General features: G+C 61.4%; 25 protein-coding genes. 18 read left to right on the top strand and 7 right to left on the bottom strand.

Annotated features, from left to right (window positions below):
* Nucleotides 1-54: 54 nt before the first annotated feature.
* The 4 genes from JFU57_RS17055 to JFU57_RS17070 all read right to left on the bottom strand — a co-directional run bounded on the left by JFU57_RS17055 (nucleotide 55) and on the right by JFU57_RS17070 (nucleotide 2765).
* Nucleotides 55-321, bottom strand: a complete 267-nt coding sequence (locus JFU57_RS17055) for a hypothetical protein (RefSeq protein ID WP_078471103.1) — start codon at nucleotides 319-321, stop codon at nucleotides 55-57.
* A 47-nt stretch (nucleotides 322-368) separates the two neighbouring features.
* Nucleotides 369-695 carry a hypothetical protein gene (locus tag JFU57_RS17060; protein WP_078471104.1) on the bottom strand — a complete coding sequence of 109 codons (327 nt, stop codon included), beginning with the start codon at nucleotides 693-695 and terminating at the stop codon, nucleotides 369-371.
* An 86-nt stretch (nucleotides 696-781) separates the two neighbouring features.
* Entirely contained in the window at nucleotides 782-1999 is a 1218-nt protein-coding gene (locus JFU57_RS17065) for an MFS transporter (RefSeq protein ID WP_242487551.1), read from the bottom strand.
* 115 nt (nucleotides 2000-2114) lie between these two features.
* Nucleotides 2115-2765, bottom strand: coding sequence for an HD domain-containing protein (locus JFU57_RS17070; protein WP_201132136.1), 651 nt, complete (start codon nucleotides 2763-2765; stop codon nucleotides 2115-2117).
* Nucleotides 2766-2914: 149 nt separating this feature from the next.
* Between JFU57_RS17070 and JFU57_RS17075 the strand changes: the two genes are divergently transcribed.
* Nucleotides 2915-3394 carry a GNAT family N-acetyltransferase gene (locus JFU57_RS17075; RefSeq protein ID WP_020300292.1) on the top strand — a complete coding sequence of 160 codons (480 nt, stop codon included), beginning with the start codon at nucleotides 2915-2917 and terminating at the stop codon, nucleotides 3392-3394.
* Nucleotides 3395-3641: 247 nt separating this feature from the next.
* On the opposite strand, the gene JFU57_RS17080 is transcribed toward JFU57_RS17075, so the two are convergent.
* Nucleotides 3642-4085 carry a hypothetical protein gene (locus JFU57_RS17080; protein ID WP_201130139.1) on the bottom strand — a complete coding sequence of 148 codons (444 nt, stop codon included), beginning with the start codon at nucleotides 4083-4085 and terminating at the stop codon, nucleotides 3642-3644.
* 190 nt (nucleotides 4086-4275) lie between these two features.
* Here JFU57_RS17080 and JFU57_RS17085 point away from each other — a divergent pair, with 190 nt between their 5' ends.
* The 4 genes from JFU57_RS17085 (at nucleotide 4276) to JFU57_RS17100 (ending at nucleotide 8011) form a co-directional block, all read left to right on the top strand.
* Nucleotides 4276-5265 carry a 2-dehydro-3-deoxygalactonokinase gene (locus tag JFU57_RS17085; RefSeq protein WP_201130141.1) on the top strand — a complete coding sequence of 330 codons (990 nt, stop codon included), beginning with the start codon at nucleotides 4276-4278 and terminating at the stop codon, nucleotides 5263-5265.
* Between the two features lie 12 nt (nucleotides 5266-5277).
* Nucleotides 5278-5898, top strand: coding sequence for a 2-dehydro-3-deoxy-6-phosphogalactonate aldolase (locus JFU57_RS17090; RefSeq protein ID WP_078471110.1), 621 nt, complete (start codon nucleotides 5278-5280; stop codon nucleotides 5896-5898).
* 48 nt (nucleotides 5899-5946) lie between these two features.
* On the top strand, nucleotides 5947-7095 hold the full coding sequence (gene dgoD / locus JFU57_RS17095) for a galactonate dehydratase (protein WP_201130143.1): 1149 nt from the start codon (nucleotides 5947-5949) through the stop codon (nucleotides 7093-7095).
* Nucleotides 7096-7207: 112 nt separating this feature from the next.
* Nucleotides 7208-8011, top strand: coding sequence for an IclR family transcriptional regulator (locus tag JFU57_RS17100; protein WP_078471112.1), 804 nt, complete (start codon nucleotides 7208-7210; stop codon nucleotides 8009-8011).
* 1 nt (nucleotide 8012) lies between these two features.
* Here the strand turns inward: JFU57_RS17100 and JFU57_RS17105 are convergent, their stop codons facing one another.
* On the bottom strand, nucleotides 8013-9065 hold the full coding sequence (locus JFU57_RS17105) for an NAD(P)-dependent alcohol dehydrogenase (RefSeq protein ID WP_201130145.1): 1053 nt from the start codon (nucleotides 9063-9065) through the stop codon (nucleotides 8013-8015).
* Nucleotides 9066-9286: 221 nt separating this feature from the next.
* Here JFU57_RS17105 and JFU57_RS17110 point away from each other — a divergent pair, with 221 nt between their 5' ends.
* Nucleotides 9287-10177, top strand: coding sequence for an AraC family transcriptional regulator (locus JFU57_RS17110; protein WP_078471114.1), 891 nt, complete (start codon nucleotides 9287-9289; stop codon nucleotides 10175-10177).
* Nucleotides 10178-10259: 82 nt separating this feature from the next.
* On the opposite strand, the gene JFU57_RS17115 is transcribed toward JFU57_RS17110, so the two are convergent.
* Complete coding sequence (locus tag JFU57_RS17115) at nucleotides 10260-11924, bottom strand: electron transfer flavoprotein-ubiquinone oxidoreductase (protein ID WP_078471115.1); 1665 nt, start codon at nucleotides 11922-11924, stop codon at nucleotides 10260-10262.
* 98 nt (nucleotides 11925-12022) lie between these two features.
* Between JFU57_RS17115 and JFU57_RS17120 the strand changes: the two genes are divergently transcribed.
* The 12 genes from JFU57_RS17120 to JFU57_RS17175 all read left to right on the top strand — a co-directional run bounded on the left by JFU57_RS17120 (nucleotide 12023) and on the right by JFU57_RS17175 (nucleotide 20461).
* On the top strand, nucleotides 12023-12214 hold the full coding sequence (locus JFU57_RS17120) for a hypothetical protein (RefSeq protein ID WP_102047915.1): 192 nt from the start codon (nucleotides 12023-12025) through the stop codon (nucleotides 12212-12214).
* 256 nt (nucleotides 12215-12470) lie between these two features.
* On the top strand, nucleotides 12471-13220 hold the full coding sequence (locus JFU57_RS17125; protein ID WP_020300301.1) for an electron transfer flavoprotein subunit beta/FixA family protein: 750 nt from the start codon (nucleotides 12471-12473) through the stop codon (nucleotides 13218-13220).
* A 2-nt stretch (nucleotides 13221-13222) separates the two neighbouring features.
* Nucleotides 13223-14152, top strand: a complete 930-nt coding sequence (locus JFU57_RS17130; protein WP_020300302.1) for an electron transfer flavoprotein subunit alpha/FixB family protein — start codon at nucleotides 13223-13225, stop codon at nucleotides 14150-14152.
* Nucleotides 14153-14233: 81 nt separating this feature from the next.
* Nucleotides 14234-15058, top strand: a complete 825-nt coding sequence (locus JFU57_RS17135) for a substrate-binding periplasmic protein (protein WP_201130147.1) — start codon at nucleotides 14234-14236, stop codon at nucleotides 15056-15058.
* Between the two features lie 9 nt (nucleotides 15059-15067).
* On the top strand, nucleotides 15068-15424 hold the full coding sequence (locus JFU57_RS17140; RefSeq protein ID WP_201130148.1) for a DUF4398 domain-containing protein: 357 nt from the start codon (nucleotides 15068-15070) through the stop codon (nucleotides 15422-15424).
* Nucleotides 15421-16233: an OmpA family protein gene (locus JFU57_RS17145; RefSeq protein WP_201130151.1), complete on the top strand. Its 813-nt coding sequence runs from the start codon at nucleotides 15421-15423 to the stop codon at nucleotides 16231-16233. Before JFU57_RS17140 ends, JFU57_RS17145 begins: the two co-directional genes overlap by 4 nt.
* Nucleotides 16234-16435: 202 nt before the next feature.
* Entirely contained in the window at nucleotides 16436-17875 is a 1440-nt protein-coding gene (locus JFU57_RS17150; RefSeq protein ID WP_020300307.1) for an aminotransferase-like domain-containing protein, read from the top strand.
* A gap of 79 nt (nucleotides 17876-17954) precedes the next feature.
* Nucleotides 17955-18467: a translation initiation factor 2 gene (locus JFU57_RS17155; protein WP_201130153.1), complete on the top strand. Its 513-nt coding sequence runs from the start codon at nucleotides 17955-17957 to the stop codon at nucleotides 18465-18467.
* A gap of 170 nt (nucleotides 18468-18637) precedes the next feature.
* Entirely contained in the window at nucleotides 18638-18892 is a 255-nt protein-coding gene (locus JFU57_RS17160; RefSeq protein WP_020300309.1) for a YkgJ family cysteine cluster protein, read from the top strand.
* Between the two features lie 42 nt (nucleotides 18893-18934).
* A complete protein-coding gene (locus JFU57_RS17165) occupies nucleotides 18935-19543 on the top strand; it encodes an START domain-containing protein (protein ID WP_078471120.1) in 609 nt (202 codons plus the stop codon).
* Nucleotides 19544-19675: 132 nt separating this feature from the next.
* On the top strand, nucleotides 19676-19909 hold the full coding sequence (locus tag JFU57_RS17170; protein WP_078471121.1) for a hypothetical protein: 234 nt from the start codon (nucleotides 19676-19678) through the stop codon (nucleotides 19907-19909).
* Between the two features lie 210 nt (nucleotides 19910-20119).
* Nucleotides 20120-20461 (top strand): ribonuclease E inhibitor RraB, encoded by a 342-nt coding sequence (locus JFU57_RS17175; protein ID WP_020300312.1) that lies wholly within the window; start codon nucleotides 20120-20122, stop codon nucleotides 20459-20461.
* The last annotated feature ends 342 nt before the right edge of the window (nucleotides 20462-20803 follow it).

The following is a 20803-nucleotide window of genomic DNA, read 5'->3' on the forward strand; positions in this document are numbered from 1 at the left end:
TGGATCACTCCTCAAGGCCCTGGCGCCCAGGACCTTTATGGATGGGTTTGATACTCAGTGCGAAGTATTGCCCTCGAGCTTCTGCGCGGCCTCGACGCCCGACGCGGTGAGCTTGATCGGCAGGTTGAGGGCATGTTCCCCGGCGGTGTTGCAAGTGACGTGGCCTTCCTTGATCAGCCCGCGATCCTGCAGGGCGGCCAGGGCCTGGGCCACGACTTTTTCCCCTCGGTAGTTATCCAGCACCTCCTTGCCCAGGCCACTGGGGTGGGCATGCAGCAGGCGGGTGAGGACTTCTTTCTCAAGGTTTTTATCGACGTTCATGCTGACCTCTTCGTTGGTTGAATACAAGTGTGCGTCGTCTTGCAGGGTTATTGGCTGTTGCCTTCAGAGCCGGAGCCACCGGTGGTGCTCTTCGAGCCGATGCCGGTCTTGCCGTTGTCGGGCGTGCTGGAATCCATGGTGCCTACGCCGCCCTGGCGCCCGGTATCGCTGCCCTGGACCCGCGGGTCGGTGCCGGTGGCGGGCGGCAGCGAGCCTTCCTCCATGGGCGGTGGGTTGATGTTGATCCTGGGCGTGTTTTGGGTGGCTGGGGACTTGGGACCTTCCACCGGGTTGGTGGGGCCGGTGGCGCCGGCGAAGGCTGCCGAAGACAGCAGCCCGGCCAGGGCGAAAGCGGTGAGTTGAGCCTTGATCATGATGTCGCCTCCATTCGTTTCAGAGTCGCTACCTGATATTGGTCAGCCGCTGATTTGCATTGGTGCCTGATGATCGACGAACGGTCTCAGGCATCTTGCAGGACTTTCTTGTCTTGCCCCCAGCGCCAGAGCAGGCGCCCGGCGCTGATCAGCCAGTTCAGCAGGGCCACCGCCAGAACTGTTAGCAGAAGTGTCGGCATGCCCTGTTCAACGATGATCTTGCCCGCCAGCAGGGGGAACCCGAAGACCCCGATAAAGTAGGCGAGGCTGAACAGCAGCAACGCCTGGGAGGTGCTGCCGGCCGGCGCTTCGTTGGCGGCCAGGCCATTGATCACCGAGTAGGTCAGGCCATAGCCGACGCCCAGGACCATGGCCGCCAACAGGTAGCTGAGGCTGCTGTCGACCACGAACTGCAGCAGCAGCACTGAGAGCACCATCAGCCCGGACAGGAGGCAGGCCGAGCGATAGGCGTCGCGCTTGACCACGATGCCGGCGATCAGCAGGCGGCTGCTGATGGCAGCGCCCATGAAACCGAGAAAGAACAGCGAGTAATCCAGGGAGCGTGACGCCGCATAGCTGGTTTGAAAACTCGACAAACCACCAAATACACAGCCGCCCAGGCCCACCATCAGAATCGGAAACAGCGCCCTGGATGACAGGACCCGGGCACTGCTGGCCCAGCTGATTTTTGCCGCGCCGCTGCCCAGGTGGTTGGTCTGCTGCTGCAGGCGACGGCCAAGGAACCAGAAGATGATCACCCCGGCCAGGCTGGCCGCAGCCGCGATCAGGAAGGCCGCCGTCAATGGCCAGCCCAGGGCACTGGCCGCCCGCCCCAGGAGTGGCCCGGAGCCGATGCCGGTCATCATGCTGCCCGACAGCAGGGCGAAGTATTTGGCGCGCTGGGCGGGTTCCACCAGCATCGCCACGATGATCGGCCCCAGGGTGTAAAACACCCCCCAGCCCAAGCCCAGGATCAGGCCGAACAGGAGCAAGGCATGGCCGAAGCCCGGGGTCAGGGCGAAGCCCAGGCTGGCCACCACCAGCAGGCAGCCGAACAGGGCGATCGAACGCGCGGCGCCCAGCCAGTCCGAGAGGTGTCCGGAGAAGATCACCGCGACAAAGGTGCTGAGCATGGCTGCGGAAATCACGCTGCCGGCGTCGTGCTCGTTACCGCCACGGGCACTGATCAGCAGCGATAGCAGGAAGGTCGAGCCATAAGACAGCGACAGCAGGTAACTGCCAAGACAGAACAGCCCGAACAATGGGCCTGAAACCATGGGTTGCCGTGTACCGCGAGCAGGCATGAGTGAGCCTCGTCCTTGTTGAAGTTATGCGCGGTTTTCTACCACGGGCCTGGCGGTTGTTTGTTGTGTACCTGCTGGTTTCAGGATTAGTCCACAGCGGAGTAAGCAGGGCGGCTCAGGCGTCGATCTCCTCCAGCAACTCCTCCATGAACCATTGCAGGCGCTGATGCCGAACCTGCGCCAGGTGCGTGCCGGCCGAGGTCTGGAAGCCGCTGGCGAGGTGCAGCAACTTGGTCTGGAAGTGGTCCAGGCAAAAGCGTTTGTCATCGTATTCACGATGCGCTGCGCGTGGGTCGAGCGGGTCGTACAGGGCGCTGCCCATGCGCCCGGCAATGTAGAAGGTGCGGGCCACGCCGAGGGCGCCGAGGGAGTCGAGGCGATCGGCGTCCTGCAGGATCTTGGCCTCAAGCGAAATCGGCTCGATCGCCGCAGAAAAGCTGTGGGCCTCGATGGCGTGGGCCACTGCGTCGATCGGCGCCTGGGCCCAGTGCAGGCTGGCCAGGATTTTGCCCGCCTGCACCGCCGCCAGGCGCGAGGCCTGGGAGCGCAGGGGCGAGTTCTTTTCCACGGCGACACAGTCGTGCAACAAGGTCGCGGCCAGCAGTACGTGCAGGTCGCCGCCTTCCTGCTCGGCGATACGCCGGACATTGCTCCACACCCGCTGCAAATGCGAAAGGTCGTGGGCGCCGTCTTCGGCAGGTTCCAGGGCATGGGGCAGCAATTGGGCGGCGAGGGTGTGCAGGGGGGCAAAGGCCTGGGCGTTCATCGGTGCAACCTGAAGGTGATCGGGCAAGGCCGCCACTGTAGCCGCTGGCGCAGGGTTGTGGGTAAACCGCGTGGCGTCAATAAATGCCCGTGCATGTGTTTCCCCTGTCGATCTACTATGGCCGCCTGATTCCGCCATGAGAGCCACCGATGTCCGTCGATATCCGCCCCGCCGTGCCCAGCGATGCTCCGCAAATCCTCGCGTTCATCACGGAACTCGCCGACTACGAGCGTGCCCGTCATGAAGTGATCGCCAGCGTCACCGACATCCAGCGCAGCCTGTTCAGCGAAGGCGCGACAGCCCACGGCCTGATCTGCCTGCGCGATGGCGTACCGATCGGGTTTGCGGTGTTCTTCTTCAGTTACTCGACCTGGCTGGGCAGCAACAGCCTGTACCTGGAAGACCTCTACATCACCCCCGAGCAGCGTGGTGGCGGAGCGGGCAAGCAGTTGTTGCGGCATCTGGCAAAGATCGCCTGTGACAATGATTGCGGGCGATTCGAGTGGAGCGTGCTGGAGTGGAATGAGCCGGCGATTCAGTTCTACAAATCCCTGGGCGCGCAGCCCCAGGAAGAATGGGTCAAGTACCGCATGGATGGCGACGTGCTGCGGGCGTTTGCCCGGGGCTGAGAGCGTGCCGGCGGGGGGTGGTTTTCAGGGATTTGAACCAGGTTGTTCAGCGGTGAAAATGGCCAGGCCGCTGTGGCTGGTCGTGTTGCTGGCGTGTGCCTCGTGCGTGCATCGGCCGATTCTCGGCCCGGCCTAGGTGATCCTGCACGAGGACGGACGCCAGGAACACGGCGTTACCGACGCGCAGGGCAACACCCACCGGGCGGGCTCGACCGACCCGCAAGACGGGGTGTTCGACCTGGAGTGATCACCGGCTTTCTTCCCAGTCGCCTCCCAGCAAGTCATTCAGGGTCTGGGCCACCGAGGTCTTGAATGCCCCGGCCTGGTGTGCGTCGTAGGCGGTCTTCCACACCGTGTAACCCTCGCTGAAATCGGCCAGTTGCTCGGCGTGCCCCACGCGCTGGGTCACGCTCTGCTGCAACGCGCCGGCGCGAAACGGCAGGTGCGGGATGTCGCTGATCTGATTGCCCTTGAGCGGGTTGATCAGGTGAATACCATCGACCCGGATATGCACCACCTGGCCCAGGTCCGGGTACTGCTCGACTTTGAGAATGGTCAGGGTCGAGGCGTTTTCGCCAGGCCGTGTCTGGTACGACCAGATATCGCCAACCGTGAATGGCTCTGCCGCGCCGATGGCGCTACCGGTTAACAGCAGGCCGCCGATGAGCAGCAGGTTTCTGAAGCGTTGCATGGGTCTTCCTTGAAAGGGGCGGGGCGGGTGGGCGGCATTTTAAGGGATTGGGAGGCAGGTGCGAGCAGTCTGTTTATTCCCTATATATGGGATGTAAATTTATATATTGAGATTTTATTCCTGCGGGGTTTATAGTCGCCGCCAGCAGCTCTTACGCACTCACTGCCAATAACAACTCACAGGTGAAGCGATGCAGGCGCAACTGATCGGGCTCGATTGGGGAACCACTTCTCTGCGTGCCTACAAACTCGCGACAGGCGGCGAAGTGCTGGAGCAGCGCGCGCTGACCTCGGGAGTCATGCAACTGCCCAGGGCCGCTCGAATCATCGACGGCCAGGCCTGCAGCGACGGTTTTGAACTGGCCTTCGACGAAGCCTGCGGCGACTGGCTCGATAGCGCGCCGCACTTGCCGGTGATCGCCTGTGGCATGGTCGGCAGCGCTCAAGGCTGGCGTGAGGCGAGCTACTGCGAAACCCCGGCGGACGTTACCCAACTGGGTCGCGCCCTGGTCTCGGTGCGCAGCGTGCGTGGGGTCGAGGTGCACATCGTGCCCGGTGTCATCCAGCGTTCGCACCTGCCAAACGTCATGCGCGGCGAAGAAACCCAAGTGCTGGGGGCGCTGCACCACCTGCCGCGGCAGGCCACGGATAACCTGCTGATCGGCCTGCCTGGCAGCCATTCGAAATGGGTCGAGGTGGTCGACGGCCGCATCGTGCATTTCGAGACCTTCATGACCGGCGAACTGTTCGCCGTCCTCTGCGAACACAGCATTCTTGGCCGCACCCAACAGCGCGGTGCGGCGTTCGACGGTGCGGCCTTCGACCGTGGGGTTCAGGTGGCGCAGTCCGTGGAGGGGCAGATCGGCCCGCTGTCGACCCTGTTCAGCGCCCGCAGCCTGGGCCTGACGGCTGAACTTGGCGCCAGTGCCCAGCCCGATTATCTGTCGGGGCTGCTGATCGGCCATGAATTGACGGCCCTGGCCCAGGTGCAGCACCGCCGCCGCAACAGCGCCCACCTGCCTTCAATCCTGTTGATCGGCAATTCCCAACTCTGCGCCCGCTACAGCCGGGCTCTTCCTGCCTGTGGGTTCGCCCGCGTGACCCTGGCCGAGCAGGCCACCGAACGCGGCTTGTGGCTGTTGGCCGAGGCGGCCGGGCTGCTCCCTGGCGTTCAACCATAGAAGAGGTTTGCAATGCTCAAGCAAGCACTGGCACAAAACGGCCTGGTGGCGATCCTTCGGGGCGTGCGTCCGCACGAGGTCCTGGCCATCGGCGAGGCCCTGTACGAGGCGGGTTTTCGGGTGATCGAGGTGCCGCTCAATTCGCCCCAGCCCTTTGACAGTATCCGCAGCCTGCGCAGCCATTTGCCGCCCGATTGCCTGATTGGTGCCGGCACTGTGCTGGAGCCTGCGCAGGTGGCCCAGGTGCAGGCGGCAGGCGGACAGGTGATCGTCATGCCCCACAGCGACCCCAAGGTCCTGCGCGCAGCCAAGGCCGCCGGGCTGTACCTGGCGCCGGGTGTCGCCACGCCGACCGAGGCCTTTGCCGCGCTGGCTGAAGGTGCGGATGTATTGAAGATGTTCCCCGCCGAGCAAATGGGCCCGGCCGTGGTGAAAGCCTGGCTTGCGGTGTTACCGGTCGGCACTGTGCTGTTGCCCGTGGGTGGCATTACCCCGGACAACATGCGGGTGTTCGTCGAGGCCGGGGTCAAGGGCTTCGGCCTCGGCTCGGGGCTGTTCAAGCCCGGGCTGAGCAGCACTGACGTGGCCCTGCGGGCCAAGGCTTATGTCGCCGCGTGGCATGCCTTGGCTTAAGCTTTTTCCGGCGCCGCGCGCGCTGCCTCAAACCAGAGAGACAAGCAGATGAAAATCACCAAACTGACCACCTTCATCGTTCCGCCGCGCTGGTGCTTTCTCAAGGTCGAGACCGATCAGGGCGTGACCGGCTGGGGCGAGCCGGTGGTGGAGGGTCGGGCCCACACCGTGGCAGCGGCGGTCGAGGAACTCTCGGACTACCTGATCGGCAAGGACCCACGCAATATCGAAGACATCTGGACCGTACTCTATCGCGGCGGTTTCTACCGTGGTGGAGCGCTGCACATGAGCGCCCTGGCCGGTATCGATCAGGCATTGTGGGACATCAAGGGCAAAGACCTCGGGGTCTCGGTCAGTGACCTGCTGGGCGGCCGGGTGCGGGACAAGATCCGCGTCTATTCGTGGATCGGCGGCGACCGCCCGGCCGACACGGCGCAGGCGGCCAGGGAAGCGGTAGCACGGGGCTTTACCGCCGTGAAAATGAACGGCACCCAGGAGCTGCAATTTCTCGACACCCACGACAAGGTTGACCTGGCCCTGGCCAACGTCGCGGCCGTGCGCGATGCGGTCGGGCCCAATGTCGGGATCGGCGTCGACTTCCATGGCCGGGTGCACAAGCCCATGGCAAAGGTGCTGATGAAGGAACTCGACCCCTACAAACTGATGTTTATCGAAGAGCCGGTGCTCAGTGAAAACTACGAAGCGCTGAAGGAACTGGCGCCCTTGACCAGCACCCCGATCGCCCTCGGCGAGCGCCTGTTTTCGCGCTGGGATTTCAAGCGGGTGCTCAGCGAAGGTTACGTTGACATCATCCAGCCGGATGCCTCCCACGCCGGTGGCATCACCGAAACCCGCAAGATCGCCAACATGGCCGAAGCCTACGACGTCGCCCTGGCGTTGCATTGCCCGTTGGGCCCGATTGCCCTGGCCGCGTGCCTGCAACTGGACGCGGTCTGCTACAACGCGTTTATCCAGGAGCAGAGCCTGGGTATCCATTACAACGAGAGCAACGACTTGCTGGATTACCTCAAGCATCCGCAGGTGTTCGACTACGACCAGGGCTACGTGAAGATCCCCAACGGCCCGGGCCTGGGCATCGAGATCAACGAGGAATACGTGGTCGAGCGCGCGGCCGTCGGTCATCGCTGGCGCAACCCGATCTGGCGCCACGCCGACGGCAGTTTCGCCGAGTGGTAGGCGCGCGCCCGGGCCTCCCTGTGGCGGGTGGCCGAGGTGGCGCGCAGCAAGTTGTGGTCAAGGCGGGTGGGCGACCATAATGCCGCCCGTTCTCTCCCTCGGAAGGCTGGATATGCAGGAAGACGCGCCAAAGATCGCCAAGGACGCCGCACCGACCGGCACCCAGACGCTGCTGCGTGGCCTGGGCGTGGTCCAGGCCGTGGCCAGCGGTGCCCGCGACCTCAAGGAAATCGCACGGCTGATCGGCACCACCCGCAGCACCACCCACCGCCTGGCCAGTTGCCTGGTGGAAGAGCGCTACCTGCGCGTGGTACCGCAAGTGGGTTATCTGTTGGGACCAAAGTTGATCGAGCTGGGGTTCCAGGCGCGCGAAGCGCTGCCGCTGGTCAGCCTGGCCACGCCTATCCTGGATGAGTTGTCGGCACTGACCGGCGACACCATTCACCTGGCGATTCGCGAGGACGATGACGTGCTGTACCTGCACAAGAACCCGGGGCGCAATGGCCCGGAGATGCGTTCGCGGGTTGGGCATCGGATGCCGTTGGCCCGTACCGGGATCGGCAAGGCGCTGATGCTCGACGACAGCCAGCAGGACTGGCAGCGGTTGTATCAGATCAGTTTGCCGGTGGGGGGGCGCAATGTGCTCTGGCCGCAGCACGAGGAGCCGTCCTGGGAGCAGTTCCAGCAGCGCATGCTGGAGTATGTGAAGGGCGGTTATGCGTTTGACCTGGAAGACAACGAGCCCTCGATCCGTTGCGTCGCAGCGCCGGTACGGGATGCCAGCGCACGTATCGTGGCCGGCATCAGTGTCGCCAGTACCGTGCCCTACATGCCGCTGGAAAAAATGGCCGAGCTGATCCCCCTGGTGAAACAGGCGGCCGCCCGGCTTTCTGCGGAGTTGGGCGCGAAGGCCTGAATCAGGCTTTCAGAGTGGCCATGTCGATCACGAAGCGGTACTTCACATCGCCTTTGATCATTCGGGTGTAAGCCTCGTTGATCTGGCGGATGTCGAGCATTTCGATGTCGCAGGTGATGCCGTGCTCGGCGCAGAAATCCAGGACTTCCTGGGTTTCGGCAATGCCACCGATCAGCGAGCCGGCCAGTACCTTACGCCCCAGAACCAGCTTGGCGGCGTTGACGGGTGGGTCGACCGGTTCGATCAGGCCCACCAGGATATGCACGCCGTCAAAGCGCAGGGTATCGAGGTAGGGGTTCAGATCGTGCTGCACCGGAATGGTGTCCAGCAGGAAGTCGAAGTGCCCGGCAGCGGCCTTCATCTGCTCGGCGTCGGTGGAGACGATCACATGATCGGCGCCCTGGCGCCGGCCTTCCTCGGCCTTGCTCGCGGAGCGGGTGAACAGCGTGACCTCGGCGCCCATGGCCTTGGCGAACTTGATCCCCATATGGCCCAGGCCGCCCATGCCGAGAATCCCGACCTTGTCCCCGGCCTTGACCCCGTAGTGCTTGAGGGGCGAGTAGGTGGTGATGCCGGCGCAGAGGATCGGCGCGGCGCTGGCCAGGTCGAGCTTGGCCGGAATCTTCACCACGAAGTGTTCGCTGACCACGATGCTGTCGGAGTAGCCGCCCATGGTGTTGCTGCCGTCGACCCGGTCCGGGGTGGCGTAGGTCATGGTCGGGCCTTCGAGGCAGTATTGCTCCAGGTCCGATTTACAGGCGTCGCAATGGCGGCATGAGTCGACCATGCAGCCCACGCCCACCAGGTCGCCGACCTTGTGCGCAGTGACGCTGGCGCCGACGGCGGTGACTTTGCCGACAATCTCGTGGCCCGGCATCAGCGGGTACACGGCAATGCCCCATTCGTTGCGCGCCTGGTGGATATCGGAGTGGCAGACGCCGCAGTAGAGAATCTCAATTGCCACGTCATCGGCACGCGGGCTGCGGCGTTCGAAGGACATGGGGGCGAGGGGAGTGGTGGCCGATTGGGCGGCATAACCGATGGCGGTGTACATAAAAAGACCTCGCAAAAGCAGGAACAGGTGAGGCGGGCCATTCTCCCCATCGAGCCTGGGCGCGGCCATGGCGATTGCTCCGAGTCTTATGCCTAAAGCTCCGGGGGAGCGTTGGAAAGCGTCAAGCGACAAGCTGCACGCTATAAACTGTGTGCCCACGCTCGCCGCTTGCAACTCTTCGCTTGTAGCTTGCCGCTCTCCATACTCCGAGAAGTGCTCCAATGCTCCTGACCCGCCATCTCGACGCTAACGCCACGCTGGTTTCCCTGATCGAGGGGCTGACGTCCAGCGACGGTTTTTCCCCGACCCACCTGCCCGGTGTGCAGGTATTGCGCGCCAGTTGCGACGTGGCGCGTGGGCCGCAGATCTATGAGCCGAGCCTGATGATCGTGGCCCAGGGCAGCAAGGTCGCGTACCTGGGCCCACGCACCCTGGAATATGGCGCCGGGCATTACCTGATCCAGGCGATGCCGGTGCCGTTCGAATGCGAGACCTTTGCCCTGCCTGATGCACCCTTGTACGGCGTGACCGTCGGCATTGATCGGGTGGTACTCGGGGAGTTGGTGATGGCGATGGGCATTCAGTCCGGGCCACCGCCGGCGGCGCAGACCCTGGAGTCGATGAGCTCGGTGGTATTGGATGACGCCATGCGTGGCTGCGTCGAGCGGCTGTTGCAGTGCCTGCACGATCCGCTGGAGAGCCGGATCCTGGGTCCGGCGCGGGTTCGGGAGTTACTGTTCACGGCCTTGCGCGGGCCCCAGGCCGATGTGTTGCGGGCGCTGGTGGAACAGCAGGGGCAGTTTTCCCGGGTCGCGACCTCGTTGAGTCATCTGCACGCCCATTACGCAGAACCGCTGAATATCGAGACCCTGGCCAGTTATGCACACATGAGTGCCTCGACCTTTCATGAGCACTTCAAGCGCTGCACCTTGCTCTCGCCGGTGCAGTACCTCAAGCGCCTGCGGCTGCTCAAGGCCCAGCAGCTGTTGCTGGTAGAGGGCATGGGGGTGGCGCAGGCGGCCCACAGCGTGGGCTATCAGAGCACGTCGCAGTTCAGCCGCGAGTACAAGCGCTACTTCGAGCGCAGCCCGGGGGAGGAGCGGGCGGCTTGATCGCCCCGCGGGGGCGGGCACGCTAGATTTTCGGGCAACAAAAAGGCCCCCAGATGGGAGCCTTGATGTTCAGGCGGGCGGCTTACATGTTCGGGTAAGTCGGTCCGCCCGCGCCTTCCGGCGTGACCCAGGTGATGTTCTGCGAAGGGTCCTTGATGTCACAGGTCTTGCAGTGCACGCAGTTCTGGGCGTTGATCTGGAAGCGCTTCTCGCCGTCTTCCTTGGTAATCACTTCATACACGCCAGCCGGGCAGTAGCGCTGCGCCGGTTCATCGTAGAGCGGCAGGTTGGTGCCGATGGGGATGCTCGGGTCTTTCAGCTTCAGGTGGCACGGCTGTTCTTCTTCGTGGTTGGTACCAGAGATGAACACCGAGCTGAGTTTGTCGAAGCTGAGTTTGCCGTCGGGTTTCGGGTAGTCGATCTTCTTGCAGTCCTTGGCCAGCTTGAGGCAGGCGTAGTCCGGCTTGGTGTCGTGCAGGGTGAACGGCATTTTGCCGCCGAGGATGTTTTGGTCGAACCAGTTGAAGCCGGCGCCGATGATCGGGCCGAACTTGTGCATCGCCGGGCCGAAGTTGCGGGAGGCGAACAGTTCTTCGTAGAGCCAGCTGTTCTTGAAACTGTCGACGTAGGCGGTCAGTTCATCACCGCCTTCGGATTCGGCGAACAGGCGATCAGCCACGGCATCTGCGGCGAGCATGCCGGACTTCATGGCGGTGTGGCTGCCTTTGATCTTGGCGAAGTTCAGGGTGCCCAGATCGCAGCCGATCAGCGCGCCGCCTTTGAAGACCATCTTCGGCAGCGAGTTCAGGCCACCTTTGCAGATGGCGCGAGCGCCGTAGCTGATGCGCTTGCCGCCTTCCAGGTACTGGGCCAGCACCGGGTGATGCTTGAGGCGCTGGAACTCATCGAATGGCGACAGGAAGGTGTTGCTGTAGGACAGGTCGACGATCAGGCCGACCACCACCTGGTTGTTTTCCAGGTGATAGAGGAACGAGCCGCCGGTGTTCTCGGCGCTCATGATGTCCAGCGGCCAACCGGCGGTGTGCACCACCAGGCCTGGCTGATGCTTGGCCGGGTCGATTTCCCAGATTTCTTTCAGGCCGATGCCGTAGTGCTGGGCGTCGGCGTCGCTGTCCAGGTTGAAGCGCTGGATCAATTGCTTGCCGATGTGGCCGCGGCACCCTTCAGCGAACAAGGTGTACTTGCCACGCAGTTCCATCCCCGGGGTGTAGACGCCTTCTTTTGGCTGGCCTTCACGGTCGACGCCGAGGTCGCCAGTGATGATCCCGCGGACCACGCCGTTCTCGTCGAACAGGGCTTCCTGGGCGGCGAAGCCTGGGTAGACTTCCACGCCCAGGTTCTCGGCCTGCTGGGCCAGCCAGCGGCACAGGTTGCCCAGGGAGATAATGTAGTTGCCTTCGTTGTGCATGGTCTTGGGCACAAAGAAGTCTGGAACCTTGATTGAGCTGTCGGCGCTCTTGAGGACATAAATGTCATCGCGTTTGACCGGGGTGTTCAGCGGTGCGCCGAGCTCTTTCCAGTTCGGAAACAATTCGTTCAGGGCCCGCGGCTCGAATACGGCGCCGGACAGGATATGAGCACCGACCTCGGAGCCTTTTTCGACCACGCAGACGCTAATTTCCTTACCGGCTTCGGCGGCCTTCTGCTTCAATCGGCAGGCGGCGGACAGGCCCGCGGGGCCGGCACCGACGATGACCACGTCGAATTCCATAAATTCGCGTTCCACTAGGCTATCTCCTACTCAAGGCTCAACGGTTTTTTTCTAATTGGAGGTTTGGCGCTGCATCCATTATTTCCTCCTCAACAGGGGGGAGGGGACAATGGATGACCCGCCTTTCTCTCTGGGCGGCGCATTATATCTACACCACTCTCAGCGTCCAATACAAACGTTTGTTTGAATTTGCTGGAAGCCAGGTAAATCAAAGAAGCGCGGCTTATGACTGGCCATTTTGCCGTATTGACCGGAAAAGGCGTTCCGGTCAAGATACGGTCGGTTTTGCGCTCGCCGTAGGCTGACTGTTGGTTTCAAGAGCACCTCTAAAGACAGGGCGAAGGCTGTACAAGGTGACGCAGTGCGCCGCGCAAGCGCGCAGTTTACACGCCGCGATAAAGAATGACTCGTCGGTCACCACTGACGAACGGTCATCATCCCCGTGAGCAAGGTCGCCTGTTCCATGCCAGCGTTTTTAGAGGTGCCCTTGTGCCGATGAGCATCAACCGCCAGGTTCTCGCCTAGGCGACTTTCTTTTCACCGGAGAGTAACGAGGAATCCATGAAGGTTCTTGTAGCTGTCAAACGAGTGGTCGACTATAACGTCAAGGTTCGCGTCAAAGCGGACAACTCCGGCGTAGACCTCGCTAACGTCAAGATGTCGATGAACCCTTTCTGCGAAATCGCAGTGGAAGAAGCCGTACGCCTGAAAGAGAAAGGTGTTGCGACTGAAATCGTCGTCGTCTCCATCGGCCCGTCCACCGCTCAAGAGCAACTGCGCACTGCGCTGGCTCTGGGTGCCGACCGTGCCATCCTCGTCGAATCTGCCGAAGACCTGACTTCCCTGGCGGTTGCCAAGCTGCTCAAGGCGGTTGTCGACAAGGAACAGCCATCGCTGGTGATCCTCGGCAAACAAGCCATCGACAGCGACAACAACCAGACTGGCCAGATGCTCGCTGCATTGAGCGGCTACGGTCAGGGCACCTTCGCCTCGAAAGTCGAAGTCAGTGGCGACAACGTTGCCGTGACTCGCGAAATCGACGGCGGCGCGCAGACGGTTTCGCTGAAACTGCCGGCCATCATCACCACCGACCTGCGTTTGAACGAGCCGCGTTATGCGTCCCTGCCAAACATCATGAAAGCCAAGAAGAAGCCGCTTGAAGTGCTGACTCCGGATGCTTTGGGCGTTTCCACCGCCTCCACCAACAAGACCCTGAAAGTCGAAGCGCCGGCTGCACGCAGCGCAGGTATCAAGGTCAAGTCGGTGGCTGAACTGGTCGAGAAACTGAAAAACGAAGCGAAGGTAATCTAATCATGACTATCTTGGTAATCGCCGAACACGACAACAAAGTGCTGGCTCCGGCCACACTGAACACCGTGGCTGCCGCCGCCAAAATCGGTGGTGATATCCACGTGCTGGTTGCAGGTCAGGGCGCAGGCGCCGTGGCTGAAGCCGCTGCGAAAATCGCTGGTGTGGCTAAAGTGCTGGTGGCCGACAACGCCGCCTACGCGCACCAGCTGCCGGAAAACGTCGCGCCCCTGGTCGCCGAACTCGGTGCTGGCTACAGCCACATCCTGGCTGCCGCTACCTCCAACGGCAAAAACATTCTGCCGCGGGTTGCCGCCCAGCTGGATGTTGACCAGATCTCCGAGATCATCTCCGTAGAAAGCGCTGACACCTTCAAGCGCCCGATCTACGCCGGTAACGCGATCGCTACCGTGCAGTCCACCGCAGCGGTCAAAGTGATCACTGTGCGTGCTACCGGTTTCGACCCGGTCGCCGCTGAAGGTGGTTCGGCTGCCGTTGAAGCCGTTGCTGCTGCTCACGACGCTGGCAAATCCAGCTTCGTCGGTGAAGAACTGGCCAAGTCCGATCGTCCGGAACTGACCGCTGCCAAGATCGTCGTTTCCGGCGGCCGCGGCATGCAGAACGGCGACAACTTCAAGCACCTGTACGCCCTGGCCGACAAGCTGGGCGCTGCTGTCGGCGCTTCCCGCGCTGCGGTCGACGCAGGTTTCGTACCCAACGACATGCAGGTCGGCCAGACCGGCAAGATCGTTGCGCCACAGCTGTACATCGCCGTCGGTATCTCCGGCGCGATCCAGCATCTGGCGGGCATGAAGGACTCCAAAGTGATCGTTGCGATCAACAAGGACGAAGAAGCACCGATCTTCCAGGTGGCTGATTACGGCCTGGTGGCGGACTTGTTCGAAGCCGTACCCGAGTTGGAGAAGCTGGTCTAATCCGGCTGCTTCACTTATAAAGAGCCCGGCCTTTTGGCCGGGCTTTTTTATTGTCTGAATTAATTGCGGGAGAGTTTCGCCATGGTTCTGCGCCGCTTGAGTGGATGCGCGGTATTGCTGGGAATGGTTCTGGCGCCTGGTTGGGTGCTGGCCGCCGGCAAGTGCGAGCGCCTGGTAGTCACTGGCAGCCCTGATGCGCCGCCTTATCTGTGGCGCGACCCGCAGGATCCGAAACACCTCATAGGCGCCAGCGCCGACCTGCTGCAGCAGGTGGCGGGCGAGCTGGGGCTCAAGGTCGAATTGCTCTATGCCGGGAAGCGCTCCGAAGCCCTGGCCGAAGTTCGCAGCGGGCGCATGGATATGCTGGCCGATGCGCCGCTGACTCTGAGCGAGCTGGAGTCGCTGGACTACATCCATCCACCCCTGGTGCAGAACGATTACCTGGTGTGGACGCGCAAGGGGTCAACGCTGGTCTACAACCAGTTGGCTGATTTGCATGGGCACCGTGGCGCTGTTTCGGAAAAGGCCCGCCTGACCCAGCCGTTCGAAGCCTTTGCCAAGGATCAGTTGACCCTGCGGCGCACGACCAACCTCACCGAAGCCTTGCAGAAACTGCTGCTGGGTGACGTCGAATATGTATTGGCCGGGCGTTATGCCGGGATGGCGCTGGCGCAGTCCCTGGGCATGGCCAACGACCTGGTGGCCGCTGCGCAGCCGGTCGACCGGCCGGGGCTATTCCTGGCGGTCTCCCATGACTCGGCCTGCAATGACCCATGGTTGCGCGGACAGTTGGCGAAAAAGATGACAGAATTGCCCGCGTCCGGCCTGACCGAGGCCTTGCTGCAGCGCAATCTTGAGCGCTGGAAAGCCCAGTTACAGCAACCCGCCGGCACCTCAAAACAGTAGGGATTTTGTGTGAGTATTCGACCTCTTTTCGCTGCCATGGCCATTGTGGCCCTGGCGGGTTGTGCAACCGATCCGGCGCCCATTGAACAGATGCGCCTGACTGAACAGGCCCTGGAACAGGCCAAGGCCGTTGGGGCCACGGTAGAAGATGTGCCGGAACTGAAACTCGCCGAAGACAAGTTCAAGCGAGCCCAGGGCAATATGCAGGATGAGTCCTACAAGCATGCACGCATGCGCGCCGAACAGGCCGAACTGGATGCGCGCCTGGCCGAGGCGCGGGTCCTGACCCTGAAAAGCCAGGAGCAGCTGAACGTACTGCAGAGCCGCATCACTCGCCTGCGCAAGCAACTGGGGGATGCCCAATGAACCTGATCACCCGAGTATTCAGCGGTGCCATGGTGCTGGCCTGTGCGGGCTTGTATGGCTGTGCCGGTCAGCAAAGCGAAGAGGTCTTGCAACAGGCTGGTAACGACTTCCAGAAGGTCAAGGAAGACTCCAATGTGCTGCGCATCGCGCCCAAGGACGTGATTCGGGCCGGCGAGTCCCTTGCGCGTGCCGATCGCTTGTCCAGCTACTGGGGCAGCGGCTCCGATGTGGTGCATTACGCCTACCTCAGCCGGCGCTACAGCGAAATCGCCCGCGAGCACACCGAGCAAGTGTTGAATGAAGAGCGTGCAGCCAAGCTCGAACTGGAGCGCCAGCGCCTGCAATTGGCCCTGCGTGAAGCCAAGTTGCTCAGCGTGCAGCAGCAGGGCAAGTGGCTGGAAGAGCAGATTATCAGCCTGGCCACGACCCAGACCGACCGTGGTCTGGTCATGACCCTGGGCGATGTGTTGTTCGATACCGGTGAGGCGGAGCTGAAAAGCTCGGCCAATCGTACGGTGCTCAAAGTGGTGCAGTTCCTTCAGCTCAACCCCAAGCGGGTAGTGCGGATCGAGGGCTACACCGACAACACCGGCGACAAGCAAAGCAACCTGCAATTGTCCCGCGACCGGGCACAAGCCGTGGCCGATATGCTGGTGGACCTGGGCATCGACGAAAAACGCATCAAGGTCGAAGGTTATGGCGACGATTACCCGGTAGAGGCCAATGCTTCTGAACGCGGACGCGCGCAGAACCGTCGAGTGGAAATTGTGTTTTCCGACGAGAAAGGCCAGCTCGGCGCCGCCCGCTAAGGCCTGAGCAACCCCCGAACCCGGTTACCTCAAGGTGCCGGGTTTTTTTGTACCTGCCGATAGGCTCACAAAAAACCGTACAGTTTTTGCTGACACTGCGGTGTATCGTCGACTATTGTGACAACTGTCCCCGTACACTTCCAAACTGTTCCGGTAGTGTTTCACACAAGAATAAAATGCCCGTGAAATCGAGTGCTGCGTCATGACCAATCTCTTGCTGTATCAACGTATCGCTCAGCAACTGGCTGAGGATATTCGTCGGGGTGTGTACCAGCCCGGTGAGCGCGTACCCTCGGTGCGCAAGATGAGCTCGCAGCTCAATGTCAGCCACGCCACGGTGTTGCAGGCGTATGCCAATCTCGAGGATCAGGGGCTGATCCGCGCCCGGCCGCAGTCCGGTTATTACGTGCACCAGACTCCGGCCCTGACCGCGCCGACCCCGGACATTGCCCGGGTCGAGCGCCCGGGACTGGTCACCCGCAGCAGCATTATTCAACAGGTGTTGGTGGAGTCGCGCCGCGAAGGGGTGTTCCCGCTCGGCGCAGCGGTGCCCAGTGTCGATTACCTGCCGGTGCGCGCCCTGCATCAGCAGTTGGCCAAGGTCACCCGATTTCATAGCCCACGGGCGTTCAGCTACATGTTCAGCCCGGGTTTTGAACCGCTGCGCCGCCAGGTGGCCATTCGCATGCGCGATGCCGGTGTGGTGGTGGACCCTTCCGAAGTGGTGATCACCCACGGTTGTGTCGATGCCTTGCAGATGTCGTTGCGGGTGCTGACCCGGCCCGGCGACCTGATTGCCGCGGAGTCGCCCACCTACTACGGCCTGTTGCAACTGGCCGATCTGCTGGGGCTCAAGGTTATCGAGATCCCCAGTGACCCGGCGACGGGCATGAGCCTGGAGGCCTTGCAACTGGCGGCCAATCAGTGGTCGATCAAGGCACTGGTGCTGACGACGCGCCTGAGTAACCCGCTGGGTGGGACCATGCCCGAAGAGCGGCAGAAACAGTTGCTGCGCCTGGCGTCGGATTTTGACATTCAGGTCGTCGAGGACGATATCTACGGCGAACTGATGTTCGAAGTAGGGCGTACCAAGGCCCTCAAGGCCTATGACCGCCTGGACCGGGTGATCTACTGCTCGAGCTTCTCCAAGACCCTGTCACCGGGGGTGCGCATCGGCTGGATGATCGCGGGCAAGTATCAGCAGGAGATCCAGCGGCTGCAGACGTTCAGCACCCATTCGGCGTGCAGCGTGACGCAGATGGGGGTGGCGGCGTACCTGGAGAACGGTGGTTATGATCGCCATCTGCGTTATATCCGTCAGGAGTACCGCAAGAATCTCAGTGCCTTCCAGTTGGCGGTGCAGCAGTATTTCCCCGAGGGCACGCAGATTACCCGGCCAACTGGCGGTTTCATTCTCTGGGTCAGCCTGCCGGGGCGAGTCAACACGCAAGAGTTGCACGTGCGTGCGTTGCAGCAGGGAATCAGCATTGCGCCAGGGCTGATCTTCAGTAATACCGAGCAATTCAACCACTGCATCCGCCTTAATTGCGGTACGCCATGGAATCGCGAGGCCGAGCGAGCGTTAATGACGCTGGGTATGTTGGCCAGTCAATTATGTCAGGAGACCGCTGGCGGTTTTTGAGGGGAGTCGGTTGCAACGCTTGTCATGAAGCTGTCGACAAGCGAGCATATGGCACCTTTCACTGCGCCCTTTTTTGTCTATGAAAGCTTTTTATCCTGCTGTCTGCCTGTTGATCTGCCTGTCGACGGCCTTGGGCGCCGGCCCGCTGCTGGCGGCACCGACGCAGGACGAAAGTGCCCGGAGCGCGGCTTCCGAGTCAAAAAAACCGGCTGCGAATACGCCTTCTGCGAGCAAAAAACCTGCGGCCGCCAAACCCGCAGCCAAGCCCAAAAAAGCGGCCAAGACCAAAAAACGTGCGCCTATTGCTTCCAAATCCAAGTCAGCGCGTGAGATTGCCAAGACCCCGTTGCCGCCCGCCAAGCTCGACCTGAGCCTGCCACCGGAAATGGTCAAGCACCTGCAGCCCATCGGCACGGTAGCCATGCCCAAGCGCGAACCCTTGCTGCCGCAGATGTTTGGTGAGAAGCCCAAGGAAAGCAGCCCGTTTCAGCTCAACGGCCGTTTGTTGAGCAACGAAATGCAGTTGCAGTTGCGCAATGAAGAGCGGCGTGACGTCGAGGGCGCGGCCCTGGATTTCGAGTTCAAGCAATAAATTCCTTCCCCGTGTGTGACCCCTGACAACGACACTTTGTCGGAGACTGGTCAGTCACACAGCTTTCAGTGCAAAAACCGTTCTTAGAGTAATTTTAAACGGCTGTTTTAGCGGTTACTCTTGCTGTGCGTCATTTTCAATACTTTGCTCGTCGCGAGGAGCGATTCACCATGAACTGCCGTGAAGGATGTGGCGCTTGCTGCATTGCCCCTTCCATCAGCACACCGATTCCGGGCATGCCCCAGGGCAAGCCTGCCGGAGAACGTTGCGTGCATCTGTCGGTCGAACATTTGTGTGCGTTGTTCGGCCTGCCCGAGCGTCCGGCCGTGTGTGGGGCGTTTCATGCGGATATCGAAGTCTGTGGCGACAGCCGTGAGCAAGCCATCAAGTTGATTGGCTGGTGGGAACAAATGACGGCGGCTTGAGTGTTTTCAATGAACGGAACTTCAACAATAAGGAATAAGACAATGGGTTCGCTGCAACGAATGGCTGCGCTCTGTGGTTTGACAGTGTTACTGGCAGCAACGGCTCAGGCCGAAGATTGGCAAACGGCCAAGGATCAGGACGGGATCAAGGTCTCCCTGAGCGAAGTGGCGGGTTCCAAATACAAGGCTTACCGCGGCGTTACCGTGATCAAAACCTCGATGGCCAAACTGCAAAGCCTGCAGGAAGACGTAGCGGGCGCCTGCAGCTGGATCCACGAGTGCAAATCGCAGAAGCTGCTCAAGCACGAAGGTAACCAGAGCTGGACCTACACCCAGTTCAACACGCCGTGGCCGGTCACGGCTCGTGATTCGGTGCTGCATATCACCACCACCGAAGGCGCTGACGGTAGCCTGACGCGCAAGCTTGAAGGCGTGCCGACCTACATTCCTGAAGAGAAGGGGTTTGTTCGTGTGGCCCAGGTCGAAGGCTTCTGGAAAATGGTGCCCAAAGGTGCCGACCAGATTGAAGTGACCTACCAGGTGCACACCGAGCCTGGCGGCAGCGTGCCGTCCTGGCTGGCTAACAAGTTCGTGGTCGATGCACCGTTCAATACCCTCAAGGCGCTGAAAGAGCGCGCTGAGAAGCCTTGATCATCACCAGGCCTCACGCCAAAGGCCGCCTTCGGGCGGTCTTTTTTATGCGCAACAGCGGTGGAACGATTTCCCGGGCCTCAGGGTCGAGATGTTGTAGGCCCACCCACGGGCTTTATCGAGGAGGCACTGATGCAAAAGTGGCAAATCACTTTCGTTGACGATCATGGTGTCCAGTCAGTGGAGCAGTTCGACTGTGAACAGCAGCCCAGCATGGAGCAGGCGGCACGAATGATTCGCGCAAAGCTGTTGCCGGTTTCGGCCGAACTGGATCTCAATGACCTGGAGGGGCGTACCGACGACCCGACAGTCAAAAGTCTGAAAGAACAGAACAGCATTCAAATCCTCGGCATTACTGCAATTTAGTCACCCGCCCGCTTGATCCTCAACCAGACCTTGGCAGCGCCCGGTTCTTGGCGCTACTCTGCAAACGAGATCAGCGAATGAATCGCTAAGGTCTGGTCTTGTCAGCTACATGCTTGTGTCCTGGCGGTGCTGTTTGCCGCAACGTCTGCAGCCTCGAGGTGCGGACAGGGAGTACGGAAAGTCTATCCATTGGTTCCAGGAGGACGTTTCATGAGCACAGCCTATCAAGAAGACATCAGCACCAGCGTGTTGCGCCGCATGAAAGAGGGCGGCTTCGACTTTTCACGATTCCATCCCATCGAGTTCTACGCCATTTTCCCGGATGAGGAGCGGGCGCGCAGGGCGGCAGGACATTTCCGCGGTGAATCCTTGAATGCCCAGATCAGCGTGCGCGACGATGGCGCGTGGTATCTGGAGCTAAGCAAGGTGATGTACGCCACCTACGGCGGCATCGGCGACTTCGAGCAGGACTTTGAGGCGGTGGTCGAGCCTCTGGGCGGCATCATCGAAGGTTGGGGCGTGAAGCAGGAGGTTCGAGGGTTACTCGTATAGCGCATATGAATAGCGTCAAGACAGCATCGGCTGACCCTCGGGTTGGCCGATTTGGTTTCCGCAAGGCAAAAAAAGGCCACCTGCAAGGGGTGGCCAAAAGGGAAGAGCGGTATTAGGGAATGCCGTCGGGGTGGTAAGCACCCATCAGCGGCGACGCCCTGAAGCTTAAGGCATCGACTTCGTCACGCCGGGTTACGAAGTTTTGCGCGATGGGCGGATTATCCAGGGCCTTGCCCGGGCAGTGAAATCAACTCTGACTATGCTGGTGATAGCCACAGCCATTGCCTCGCATTGGAGCGGGGGCAATCAAGTTGGGGCGTTTGCTGCACGGCAATGGTGCGG

This window comes from Pseudomonas sp. TH07 (genome assembly GCF_016651285.1).
Classification (GTDB): Bacteria; Pseudomonadota; Gammaproteobacteria; order Pseudomonadales; family Pseudomonadaceae; genus Aquipseudomonas.